The 13,017-nt window shown below is 53.5% G+C and carries 10 protein-coding genes; 2 read left to right on the forward strand and 8 right to left on the reverse strand.

What is annotated here, in order from left to right; genetic code table 11:
• Positions 1-2 precede the first annotated feature (2 nt).
• Entirely contained in the window at positions 3-590 is a 588-nt protein-coding gene (gene rdgB, locus ACR64Q_RS21065) for an RdgB/HAM1 family non-canonical purine NTP pyrophosphatase (protein ID WP_020484021.1), read from the forward strand.
• A complete protein-coding gene (locus tag ACR64Q_RS21070) occupies positions 587-1,651 on the forward strand; it encodes a phosphotransferase enzyme family protein (RefSeq protein ID WP_313733032.1) in 1,065 nt (354 codons plus the stop codon). The genes rdgB and ACR64Q_RS21070 overlap by 4 nt, the downstream gene beginning before the upstream one ends.
• A 475-nt stretch (positions 1,652-2,126) precedes the next feature.
• On the opposite strand, the gene ACR64Q_RS21075 is transcribed toward ACR64Q_RS21070, so the two are convergent.
• The 8 genes from ACR64Q_RS21075 to ACR64Q_RS21110 form a co-directional block, all read right to left on the reverse strand.
• Positions 2,127-2,585: a hypothetical protein gene (locus ACR64Q_RS21075; RefSeq protein WP_313735083.1), complete on the reverse strand. Its 459-nt coding sequence runs from the start codon at positions 2,583-2,585 to the stop codon at positions 2,127-2,129.
• Complete coding sequence (locus tag ACR64Q_RS21080) at positions 2,530-3,033, reverse strand: DUF4410 domain-containing protein (RefSeq protein WP_081733817.1); 504 nt, start codon at positions 3,031-3,033, stop codon at positions 2,530-2,532. Before ACR64Q_RS21080 ends, ACR64Q_RS21075 begins: the two co-directional genes overlap by 56 nt.
• 325 nt (positions 3,034-3,358) lie before the next feature.
• Positions 3,359-5,722, reverse strand: a complete 2,364-nt coding sequence (locus tag ACR64Q_RS21085; RefSeq protein WP_313733034.1) for a penicillin acylase family protein — start codon at positions 5,720-5,722, stop codon at positions 3,359-3,361.
• A gap of 247 nt (positions 5,723-5,969) precedes the next feature.
• Entirely contained in the window at positions 5,970-7,529 is a 1,560-nt protein-coding gene (locus tag ACR64Q_RS21090; protein WP_313733035.1) for a SulP family inorganic anion transporter, read from the reverse strand.
• 32 nt (positions 7,530-7,561) lie between these two features.
• On the reverse strand, positions 7,562-8,194 hold the full coding sequence (gene can / locus ACR64Q_RS21095; protein WP_020484014.1) for a carbonate dehydratase: 633 nt from the start codon (positions 8,192-8,194) through the stop codon (positions 7,562-7,564).
• Positions 8,195-8,342: 148 nt separating this feature from the next.
• Complete coding sequence (locus ACR64Q_RS21100) at positions 8,343-9,914, reverse strand: complex I subunit 4 family protein (protein ID WP_026602774.1); 1,572 nt, start codon at positions 9,912-9,914, stop codon at positions 8,343-8,345.
• Positions 9,907-11,448, reverse strand: coding sequence for a complex I subunit 4 family protein (locus ACR64Q_RS21105; RefSeq protein ID WP_026602775.1), 1,542 nt, complete (start codon positions 11,446-11,448; stop codon positions 9,907-9,909). Before ACR64Q_RS21105 ends, ACR64Q_RS21100 begins: the two co-directional genes overlap by 8 nt.
• Entirely contained in the window at positions 11,445-13,016 is a 1,572-nt protein-coding gene (locus tag ACR64Q_RS21110) for a proton-conducting transporter transmembrane domain-containing protein (protein ID WP_313733036.1), read from the reverse strand. Before ACR64Q_RS21110 ends, ACR64Q_RS21105 begins: the two co-directional genes overlap by 4 nt.
• Position 13,017: the final 1 nt, after the last annotated feature.

Raw genomic sequence — 13,017 nt, forward strand, 5'->3', positions numbered from 1 at the left:
AAATGAGTTCGATAGTTTTGGCCAGCGGTAATGCCGGCAAGATTCGGGAAATTCAGGCCATCCTGCAAAACGACCAAATCCTGCCGCAATCGCAGTTTAATGTGGTCGAGCCGGAAGAAACCGGCGCGACCTTTATCGAAAACGCCATCATCAAGGCCCGCAACGCTGCGGCGCATTGCAACTTGCCGGCCATTGCCGATGACTCGGGTTTGGCGGTGGATGCGTTGGGCGGCGCGCCTGGCGTGATTTCGGCGCGTTATGCCGGTGTCGGCGCTTCGGACCAAGCGAATCTGGACAAGTTACTGGAAGAAATGCGCGACGTGCCGGACACAGAACGCAGCGCGCGTTTCATCTGCGTGATGGTTTATCTACGTCATGCGTTGGACCCGACGCCCATCATCGCCCAAGGCGTTTGGGAAGGCCGGATTTTGCGGCAAGCTGTGGGTGAAAACGGCTTTGGTTACGATCCGGTGTTCTGGGTTGAGCAGTACCAATGCTCGTCGGCGCAACTGGCCCCGGAATTAAAAAACGCTCTCAGCCATCGCGGCCAAGCTTTGCGGGCGCTTAGTCAACAACTTGCCGGGCTGTGATTCGGCTACAGCAGATAGCCGAACAATTTACCAGCCTCGGCAGCGCACCGCAGATCAGCCCGCTCGGTAACGGCCTGATCAACGACACCTATCTCGTCACCCCAAGCAACGGCAATCGTTTTGTATTGCAAGGCCTGAACGGCAGGGTATTTCCGCAACCGGAACAGGTCATCGCCAATCTGCAACGGCTGAATCGGCACATTGGCTCGCAGCGTGCCGCCGATGTGCGTTTGAAAATACCTGTCACGCTGCCCACTGTGGCTGGATCAGCGAGTTATCGGGACGACAGCGGTCAAGTCTGGCGAGCGTTGGAATTGATCGAGCCCGCCGAGAGCCGCGAGTACATCAGCAATCCGGCGGAAGCCAGCCAAGTCGGCTTTGCCCTGGCACACTTTCACAAGCTATGCGCCACTCTGCCCGCCGCTGAGCTGCACGACACCCTGCCGGGCTTCCATATCACGCCAAGCTACTTTGAAACTTATCGGCAACGGCTGGCGCAGCCGTTGCAAGTCACCTGCGATACGGCATTTAACGAATGTCGGGATTTTATCGACCGGATGCAGCAACGAATCCCCGTCCTGGAGCAAGCCAAACAGCGCGGCGAACTGCGCGAACGGGTGATACACGGCGACCCGAAACTGAACAATTTTCTATTCGAAACCGGCAGCGACCGCATCGTCAGCCTGATCGATCTGGACACCGTCAAGCCCGGCCTGGTGCATTACGACATCGGCGACTGCCTGCGCTCCTGCTGCCACAACCCCAGCAACAACGAATTCGACCTGGCCCGCTGCCAGACCATACTGGAAAGCTACCTGCAAGAAGCCGGCGAGTTTTTCACCGCCAACGACTACGACTATCTCTACCCGGCCATCTGGCTGATTCCGTTTGAACTGGGCCTGCGCTTTTTCAGCGATTACCTGGACGGCAACCAATACTTCAAAGTTAGCGCGCCCCGGCAAAACCTGGAGAGGGCGCAGGCGCTATTTGTTTTGTGCGGCAGTATCGAGCGGCAGAAGGATTTGTTGGAGGGATTAATTGCTCGATGCAAAGGCGGGTAACTTGAATGTTCTTGGTTACATGAAATCACCGGGCTAATGGCTTAGATGTAAGGGACAGGCGCATAAAATACGACGGTGAGTATTATGGCATCCAATGCGTTCAATCAGTACCTTACCAAGCTAAACCGGCCATCCCAGCCACCAATCCACCAGAAAAAGAATTGAGAACAAAACCAAAATCCATCGCTCATTCTTGTGAAGGTGGCGGAGCGCCAAATGGAAAGGTAGTACTAGCGGATTCTGGTGGCTATTAAAACTTTCGTGTTGTTTCATGGTATTTCTCCTTATCGAGTGACTCAGTGTATCTGGACGTTTGGCGAAAAGCCTTATGCATGTATAAGTAACCTGCCTTGAGGAGGCCCAACGTCCACTGAGGGGCGCCGGTCAGAGAGGTTAACGACCTCGGCGCAACCGGTTAGAAAAATAGCATGCAAAGCCACCTTGAAATGTTGTTTTCATTTTCCGGCGAGTCACGCTAGCTTCCAGACTTTGGGTCAAGTGCGACATGTACTTGCTCGGGTTTGATATCGAATAACCCGCCGCTTGCAGCATCGATCAAATTCCCCACTCCGAGCGAAAACGCATCAAGAAACCACCAAACAAATCGGACCTCTCTTCTTAAAGGTACAACCTCGGTTTTATAACTTTCTTTAGAAAATTCAAGGGAATGCGAAATGCTTTTTTCCAAAGAAACAATGACAGGTGTGTTGTATTTCACGCCAGTATCGGTGTCAATCACTTGCGCGTTGGGAGGATCGCTTGTCAATTTAATGTCTTGGGTCAGGCCGCCAAATAGTGTGCCGCAGCCATTCAAGGCTAACAGCAAGAATGCTGAGCGTAAAGAGATATAAAACCGCCGCAACTTGATAAGGCCCACATTACTTGGTCCCGGTGAAAAATTGCGAGAATGCCTCGGCGGCTTTTTCATGGACATTATAAAAATCGCCGCCAAATACGCCCATCGAAATACTGCCATCGATATTACAGCTGCCGATTTCGCCACCGGTCTGATCAGACACTTTCCACGCCGTTTTCATTTTACCTGTGCCAGCGCCGAAGCCGACAAAGTACCGAAGCGCTTTACTGCCTTTATCGTATTGTTGAATTTGACCAACGATGGCCGCTACGTCTTTATTCTCGGTCGATACAATCTTGACGCCGGCTTTTTGCAATGAATCGGAAAAAGCAGATTTCAAATTGCCAATGTCCTCATTAGAAACCTTGCTTCCGGTGTTATCAATCAGAATCAGTGATGCTGAAGCCGGTTTAGCAGCCATTGCCTGCACTACACTCAAATTGGCCGAAGCGCACCCATACAACATTAAAACCAATACCGAGAGGCTGAAACCCGACAGGTATCTTTTCATTTTTCCGTGATTCATTGCTGTACCTTTATTAAGTCAATTTAACAGTTAAAAACACTACTAGGATAACCCAAAAAGCTAAGACTACATCTGCTTGGCGTTCGAGTGTTAGCCCCAATACCGTCTGTCCTCAGCACGCGTAACGCCGTCAGCGTAATTGGAGGAATCCGGCTCGAAACTTGTCGGTACGTAAGCTTTTATGCGTTTTAGGGTAAGTCGTGCGGACCCATCAAACGTCAGCTTGTTGGCCTTTTCTTGGTGTTTCAGATTAATTTTAGCTGGCAGCTCTGGTTTGTCGTTTTCTAGTTGCCAAACCACCGATATTCAATCAGCCCCACTACCATCATTGCGGCACAAACTGCAACACGTCCCCAACCGCCACCGACCGCAACGGCAAGGCCACTCCATCTCGCCAAAAATTCTGCTGGTCGCGGTAATGTGCCGATAATGGATGGCCGGACTGGCCGCCCGGCATGTGGAACAGGGCGTTTTCCGGGTGCGACGGCGACAAGACCAGCCGTTCGCTGGCGCCATGGGCGTTGTCCATGACCTTGACGCATACGCTGGCGCAGCCGTCGCTGTCGAAGGCGGGCATGTCCAGTACGCCGCTCAACACAGCCGCTACTTTGCTGAACGGGTGGCGTAAATTAACCGGGTGGGTCATACCCCAGGTCAGTTGATCGGGTTCGACAGCGGGATATTTCTCACGCAGCGCTTGCACGGTTTGCCGCAAGGTTGCCACGATCATGGCCTGCCAATCGTCTTGATAACGCCGATTCAGCACACCCTTGGGCCGTTGTGTCAGCAATTGCCGGAGCGGCGTTTCCATTTCCCGCCAGGCGTAACGAAATTGCGGGTCCAGCGTTTGGCTAGCAGCGACCACTTTTTCAAACACTGCGCCGGCGAGGCGGGTTCGGAATTCACTCAAGATTGGCGCGCCTAGGCTATCGGTTTGCATATAGCCGTCCCAGGCCGCGATGGCGTTGCGGGCTTTTTGCAAACCGTCGTCCGCGTCGCTCAGATGGTCTAAAGCGTCCAGTGCCAATTGCCGATAAAACGCCAGAACTTCACTGCGGGTATCCAGTTGGATTGCCAGCAAATCTTGTTCGGTCAGGCCATTGCGACTTTTCAGCAATTCCTCGATGCGGTGCGCCCGATAGCTCAAGGACCAGTTATGGCCGATCACATAAGGATAATCCCGGCCCAGGGTACGATTGTTGGCGGTGACAATAAAACCGTCCGCCGGGTCTAGCAGCCGTGGCAATTCATCGGGGGGGATAGAGCCAGCCCAATCAAGGTTGCCGTCGGCCCAAGACTGGCTGATCAGACCGTCGAACCCGTGGCGCTTGGGGAAGCGCCCCATGTAAGTCCAAGCGATATGGCCGTCACGATCAGCAATCACTACATTCTGCGGCGGCCCGCCGAACCGATTCATTATCGCCACGGCTTGTTGGGTATTGCCGGCTTGGTCCATATCCATCAGGCCCAGGTCCACAAAGTGCGGCTCAAGCGCAGTCCATTTGATCGCCACCGGTTGGCCCAGCAAGTCCTGATCGGATACCGGCCCCCACTCGCTGTCGCGCAAGGTCAGCGTCACGTCGGGCTCGCCTTTAACCCGAATGGTTTCCTGGTGTTCGGTAAACGCTTGCCAGCCATGCGGCGTGCGATATTGGCCGGGATGGGCCGGATCGACGTCCAGGCGGATCAAATCCAGGAAGTCGCCGGTGACATTGGTAAAGCCCCAGGCCACATCATTGTTGCCGCCGACGATTACGGCGGGTACGCCGGGCAAGGTGATGCCGTAGATATGACGATTGTCGTAGTTCAGATCGGCGCGGTACCAGATGTTGGGCACATTCAGCGCTAAGTGCATGTCGTTGGCAATCATCGCCCGGCCATCGCTGGTTTTGCTGCCGGCGACCACCCAGTTGTTGGATCCGGACACCACGTTTTCGGCATCCACTGCTTGATTAAGTGCCAGCGTTGAATCGCTGCCGGGCAGGCTGGCCAGCGCCTCAAGCGGAATCGCTGGCTGGAAGCGGCGCGGTTGGCTGCCTCCGACCAATTCCTTGGCGTAGGGATCGGTATCCGGCGTCAAGAAGGTCACCAGCTCCTGAGGCAGTGCGCGAGCCATGACGCTGACCATGCGCTCGTCCTGTTCCTGGCCGTTCAGGGTTTGAAACATCGCCAACACCACGAGAATGCTGTCTTCGGGGCGCCATGTCTCGGGGCGGTGGCGCAGCGCCAGAAACTCCGGCGGCAGGACACGGGCATGGTCGATGAATTGATTCACGCCATCGACATAAGCCTGCAATGCCAGACGTTGGGCCGGCGGCAAATCGGTAACGATGCGTTGCGCGGCGCGGTCCATTTGATAGACGCGTTGTTTGCGGTCCGCGTCCAGTGCCTTGGCGCCAAACAGCTCGGCTAGGCGTCCGGTGCTTTTGCGGCGCATCAATTCCATCTGAAACAAACGGTCGCGGGCATGCAAGTAGCCCAGGACACGATAGGCGTCTTCCCGCTGGGTTGCTTCGATTTCCGGCACGCCGAAGGCATCGCTTTTAACGCTGGCTTGACTGGAAAGGCCGGGCAAAACCACCTCGCCATTTAAGGCGGGCAGAGATGCCAGCAACAGCCCTATTATCAAAGCAATACCGCTGAAAATAACACCGGTAATCGACAAGGCGGCGCCGCGCATTTTGGACATGGTTGATATAGCCTCGGGGAGAACGGAAAAATTGGCGAGGCGAAAGTCGCCAACCGCCCCGGCTATTATAGGGCTAAGCGATTAAAAGCCGACTGACCAGATTTTTAGCAAGGCGGAGTTTATCAACTAGACTCCGCTATCAAAAACACCCGAAATACATGCGTCAAAAAATCGGTTTCGGCGCGGCTTTTTCCGAAACCGATTAGCAACTTTGCATTGGTAGCGGCTTAAAGTAGCCGGTTTTACATTAGTGAGCGGACGAAGAAATGTCACATGAGACGCTAAAGCCCTGGATTTCTAAATTAATACCGCGATCCCGCGCGGCCAGTAGAAAATCCGCGATGGTTTCAATGATGTCTTGATCGATGAACAACGCTTTGGAGCCGTCAATCAGCAATTCACAATCATTGGGTATGGCGGATAGATGCTTGCGTAGCAAGGCTTTATTCAAGAAGGAGACATCCTTATGCAGGCGCAATAGATAATGGTCGCCGTGCTGGGTCAAGGTAATCGCCGCATGGAAGTTGGCTTTCAAGACGAAGTAGAATCCGGCAGCCATACCAATGGCAATACCCATCAACAGGTCAGTGAATAAAATCGCCACAACGGTAATCGCAAACGGCGCGAACTGATTCCAGCCCTTCCGGTAAAACTCCACGAACAGTGCCGGCTTGGCTAGTTTGTAGCCGGTTTGCAGCAGAATTGCCGCCAAACAGGCCAGCGGAATCATGTTCAAATATTTCGCAAAAAACAGCACGCTGACCAATAGCAAAACGCCGTGTAAGAAAGACGCTATTTTGGTCTGGCCGCCGGCATTGATATTGGCCGAACTACGCACGATCACGGCGGTAATCGGTAGGCCGCCCATCAAGCCGCTGACCATGTTGCCCAGGCCCTGGGCTTTAAGCTCCCGATTGGTAGGCGCAACGCGTTTGTGCGGGTCCAATTTATCGACCGCCTCTATGCTCAGCAAGGTTTCTAGGCTGGCGATAATCGCAATGGTCACCGCCACGCTGTAAATTTTCGGATTGCTGAAATAACTGAAATCCGGCAGGCGCAATTGGTTGATAAAGTTGGCGGTACTGCCCAACTCGGGAAGCGATACCAGGTGTTTTTCGCCAATCATCATATCGGGCGCAAAACGCAAAGCCAGGGCGTTGAAACTGACACCCCAAATAACGGCCAGCAACGGACCAGGAATCAGCTTTAAAAGCTTAAACTGCTTGATAAATCCGGAATCCCAAACGATCAAAATCAATAGCGCCACGGCACTGACGATAGTAACGCCGGGGGTTATCGCTTCCAAGGCCTCCGACAATTCAAAAAAGCTCGATTCCGCGCTCTCCTGCATATAACTTTCATCGCCTTCGAAGCTGGTATCGTAACCGGTGGCATGCGGCGTTTGCTTGATGATCAAAATCAAGCCAATCGCCGCCAGCATGCCTTTAATCACCGAAGCCGGAAAAAATGCACCAATCACCCCGGCTTTCAAAAAGCCCAGCACTATTTGCAAGCCGCCAGCCAGCACCACGCTCAGCAAAAAACCGCCAAAGCCACCCAAGGTTTCGATGGCTTCGAAGACGATAACCGTCAATCCGGCTGCCGGTCCGGAAACGCTCAATTGCGAGCCGCTAGCCCAGGAAACCAGAATACCGCCCACCAAGCCGGCAATAATGCCGGAGAACAAAGGCGCACCGGACGCTAATGCAACCCCCAGGCATAACGGTAAAGCCACCAGAAAGACTACGATACCGGCCGGTAAGTCCTGGTGCAGATGTTTCATATAAGAATTCAATTGAGATTTCATTGGTTTACCCAGTCGTTGCGAAAATCCGGATGCTAGTCGGCATAGCGGTAAATCGGATTGATTTGCGTGTTATGGTCGAGTTTGATCAATTCATTGATCAAGCCGTCGTTCAGGCCGTATACCCAGCCATGTAAAGTGGGTTTGTGCCCGTGTTTCCAGGCCGACTGAATAATCGAGGTGTGCGCTAGGCGATAAACTTGCTCGATGATATTCAGCTCGATCAGGCGATCCGTTTTTTTCTCAGGCGGAATAGACTCAAGCTCTTCCTGATGCAAACGGTATATATCTTTAATGTGCAGCAACCATTTATTGGTGATAACCAGATCGGATTTTTGCGGCTGCAAGGCCGCTTTTACGCCGCCGCAGCCGTAATGGCCGCAAACGATAACGTGCTTAACTTTTAAGACCGAAATGGCATATTGCAAAACGCTCAGACAATTGAAATCGGTGACGATGACCTGATTGGCAATATTGCGATGCACAAAAATTTCGCCGGGCTTGGCGTTGACGACTGTCTCAGCGGGCACTCGGCTATCCGAGCAGCCTATCCACAAAAAGTCGGGCTTTTGTTCTTTGGCCAACTGGACAAAAAATTCCGGGTCTTTTCTACTGACTTCTTCCGACCAGGCTTTGTTTTCAAGTAGTAATTTCGTGGGTGTAATCATAATGGGTGTCCTTATTTTCTATCACTATGCGTTCTGGAGCGTATCCGGAACGGGTTATTCAAAAGAATGTGCCTTTATCGGTAATACTATATCGAATCGAAACTATATGGCAATTGCTTTGCGATCTAAATCTGCGCTAAAGCAAAAGTTATATTGAACCATCGTTCTGCGCGCCTGAAATTGTGGTTCTCTGCGTGAGTTTCGATTCCGTTGTCGCCTGCGGAACCGCCACGCTTAACCGCTGCCACCAGGACTGCAAACTAGTTTCTTGCCAGGACAACAGCCATTGCGGATAAAGGCCTATCACCAATACCAGCAGCGCGGGCACGACCAGCAGAACCAGCTCACGGGGACGCAGATCCTGTGCTTTGGCTACGCTGTCGTGCATAACCGGGCCGAAAAATGCCCGTCTGACAAAACCCAACAGATACGCCGCGCCCAATACCGCACCGAACAAAGCCACCATCGCCAGTGCCGGATAGGCTTGCAAAGCGCCGAGAACCATCAGCAATTCGGCCGGGAAGCCATTCGTGCCGGGCACGCCGATGCTGGACAGCGCAAATACAAAAAACAAGACGGTCAGGCGCGGCATGGGCTTGGCTAAGCCGCCGAGATGAACCAAATCGGTACTACCCAAACGTTGCTGAATCATGCCGGCGATTAGCATCAAGCTGCCGGCGACAATGCCGAAATTCAGCAACTGCATGACCGCGCCCTGTAAACCTTGCAGATTAAAAGTGGCGATACCGACAATCACCAACCCGACATGGCTAATGCTGGAATAAGCCAACAAGCGGCGCAGATTGGTTTGCTGCAACGCGATCAAGGCACCGTAAATCAGCGTCACCGCACCGAGTATCGCCAACAGCCAGCGATGCTCCAGCGCAGCTTGCGGAGCCAGAGGTATCGCAAAGCGAATGATGCCGTAAACGCCCAGTTTCAAGCCGACCAGCAAGGCGCTCAGAAAAGTCGGTGCCTCCATTGCCGTGGTCGGCAACCAGGTGTGAAACGGTAACAGCGGCGCTTTTACCGCAAACCCCAAAATCAGCAACAAAAAAATCAAGCCTTGCGCCGATTCGGGTATCGGTGTGTTCAACAACACCGGCAGACTGAAAGCCAAATCCTGCGGGATTGCCCCACCGGTATAGTGCGCATGATTGATCGCCAGCAAAATAATCCCGAACAACAAGGGCACACCGCCGAATAACATGTACAAGGTATATTTCATCGCCGCATGCCGTCGCTCGGCGCCGATCCCCCATAAACCGATCAGGAAGAAAATCGGCGGCAAGGTTAGCTCCCAAAACAGGAAGAACAAGGCTAGGTCCAGAGCCGTGAACACGCCGATGGTCACGCTTTCCAAGGCCAGCATCAGTGCCAGTTGAAAGCGGTTTAGTCGTTGTACGCTATTCCAGCTGGCCAACAAAGTCATCAGCGTCAGCAAGGCAGTCATCGGCAAAAACAGTATCGAGATACCGTCTACACCGAGTTGATAGTGAATATTCAGGCCGGGTATCCAGGGATAGTCTTCCAGCAACTGAAAATCGCCGCGCGCGGTATCGAAAACCCGAGCCGCGGCAATGGTAAAAAGCAATTCGACAACGGCTACCAGTAATGCACCGCGCTTGGCTAACTGGCCATCCCGGATGAATACCAGCGACAGCGCTCCCAGCAGCGGCCAAGCCAGACACAAGGACAGCCAAGGGAAATTATCAATCATGGTGCGGGCCGTTCATGTGGTGGCTGTGATGTTCCGGATAATGTTCGCCGATTTCCTTGGCTTCCTGATCGATATATTTCAGCCAGGGGGTGGTGTAAAAACCGGTGCCGATCAGCAAGCCGCAAATGGTGACGGCAATAATCCGTTCTTTTAACACCGGGTGATGAATGCTGCCGTAGGGCTGTACGAAGCGTTTGGGATGCGCAATGAACAGCCGCTGAAACGCCCAGAGCAAAAAAGCCGCGCCCAGCACGTTACCCAGCAAAATCGCAATCGCAATATACCAACCGTGTTCCTCGATGGTGCCTTCGATCAGCAAATGCGCCGCGTCGAAACCTGGCGTGCCGGGCATGACCATGGTGCTAAGCGCGGAAATCAAAAACAGCAAGGCGATAGTCGAATTGGTCTCGAACAAACCGCCCAAACGCGGCAGAAAGGACGTACGAGTGCGTTCGTAAATCAAACCGATACTGAACAGCATGCCGGCAGTCGCCAGACCGTAAGCTATCGACAGCAGAATACTGCCTTCCAACGCAAAATCGTTGAAGGAAAACACACCTATCACCAACATGCCGGTATGACTGATCACCGCAAACGCCAATAGCCGGCGCATATTGATTTGCATCAGTGCCAGCAAGGCGCCGTAAAAAATGCCTATCAAGCCCAGATCGACGACAAAATGCACCCACTGCTCGGCGGCGCCGGGCACTAGCGGCAGAATGAAGCGGATCAAGGCGTAAATGCCCAGCTTCAAGCCGGTTAGAAAAATCGCCGCGCTGGCAGCCGTGCCGTGTTCGGCCAGCAAGGGTAGCCAGGCGTGAAACGGAAACAGCGGCATGCGGATGGCAAAGCCGAAAAACAGCAGGATAAAGATCAGGGTTTCGTTGGGAATCGCCAGGTTGTGATGTTTCAAGGTTAACCAATCAAAACTTAGATCCAGCCCGTTTTGCGCCAAACCAAAGCTCAACAGCACAAAACCGGCCAGACTCATCGCCAGACCGGACAGCCAGTATTGCAATACCGATTTCACTACCTGATTGCGCTGTTTGCCGGTACCGGCAAATACCGTCAATAACACCACCGGCACCATTTCCAGCAAGCACCAGAACCAGAATTGCAGGGTGTTTAGCGCCGCAAAGGCACCGATTAAAATGCCTTGATAAGCCAACAGGCAGGCAATGAATAGGCGATCATTACGATGCCGGGTGATCAAGGTATACACCAGCGCCAGTAAACCTAAAATTGCCGTCAGCGGAATAAACAGAATATTGGTGCCGTCCACACCAACCCGATAGTTCATCCCCAGCAATTGAAAATGTTCGGCAAGATGGATGCCGGGCGTTTCCGAGTCGAATATCAGTAAGAGATAAATACTCAGCAACACGTTCAGCAGCGCGCCGCCAAAGGCCAGCCGTACGCTATAAATCGGCTTGGCGAATACCACCGCCAACATGGTCAGCAACGGCACCAACGTCAACACCGTTAACAGCGGCACAGCCGCCACTGCATGCCAGAAAACAATAGGGGTATTCATCGGTATCCCAGCGCTACCATCAAGGTGATCAACACAAACAACGCCAGATAGCGCGGCTGTAACAATAATTGCTCGAAACGGTTGGCGGCCTGACCCAGACGCCGGCCGAGCCGAATCGAATCACGGCCGATGCCGCGCAGAATAAAGTGATATTCAAACCAGTTCAGCAAGGCTGCCGTCCACTGTGCCAGTTTGCCGGCCAAACCGCTGCCTTGCGCGAAACTATCTTCCTGGCTATTCAGGTTGGCACCCATTTTTTGTTCTTCCCATTGCGCCAAGGACGACACGGCTTTGATCGCAGGCGCCGGCGCACCTAGGGCAGGATCGACGATGTGCTCGTCGATATACCGGACATCCTTGGCTAACCGCAAAACCGGCTTAACTAGCAACCAATCCATGGCCGGTTCCAGCCAACCGCGCTGCAAGGACGCGATAAATGCCCAGCGACAATTTGCCAACGCCGGTGCCACCGGTCGGATAGCTTGACCGTGGGTGTTGTGTAAGATGGAAGGAGCGGTGAGCAGCAAATAGCAACGCACCACGGCATGCGCGCACAGATGCCAAGCCGCCAAAGTCCAAAAGCCCAAGCCGCATTCAGCAAACATCAAACCCAGTTGCGCGGAGGTGGCAAAGATTTGCGAGCTTTTAATATCGGTCTGGGTCAAGCCTACCCAATAGCTATAAATCGCCGTCAACGCACCGATCACAGTCAACAAAGACATCGCCAGCGGCGCCTGCATAAACAGGGGCTCTAACTGGATAATCAAAAACACGCCGGCATGGATCATGGCCCCGCCGTAGAAAATGGCGCTGGACGGCGTCGGCCCTTCCATCGCCCGCGCCAGCCAGGGCGTGAAGGGAATCTGCGCGGATTTGGCAAATGCCGCCACGGCAAAACTCAATGCCAGCAAAGTGGCGTCGCCAGGCTCCAGATCGGCCGCGCTAAGGTTAATAGTCTGCCAGTCGGCATTTTCCAGCCAAGCCAAAGCCAGGCCAATAGCCAGAATAAAACCGCCGTCGCCGATGCGATTGGTCACAAACACCCGCGTGGCATTATGCGCTGCGATGGGGCGGTCGTAGGCGTAAGCAATCAGCCAGTAAGAACAAACCCCGGCTATCTCCCAGGCGATAAAGGTAAACACCGCGTTGCCGGATAACACCAATAACAGCATCGCCGCCGCGAATAAATTCAGAATGAAAAAGAAACGATGGAAACCGGCCTCGCGGTGCATATAATTCACCGAGAAACGTATCGCGACCAGTAACAGCAAGGAAAACACACTCGCCAGAGCCAGATTGAAACCGCCGGTAGTCAGTTTGTAATCTATGGTCAGCGAACCGCTGCGTAGCCAGGTACCGTATGACACCGCGTCGGCAAGCTGCCCGGATAAATTAGCTATCAATAAGCTTAAGGCCGTCAGCACCGATAGGCTTATAGCCGTTAAAGCCAGCCGCGCCGTGGTTTTCTCGCCGGCCTCGCCGTCGATAATCCGGCAAAAATGCAGGCCGCCGATCAGCAGCGCGGCCAATAACGGGAATAAGGGAATCAGGGTTGCGTAGGCTGCCATA

The organism is Methylomonas sp. 2F7 (assembly GCF_057126975.1).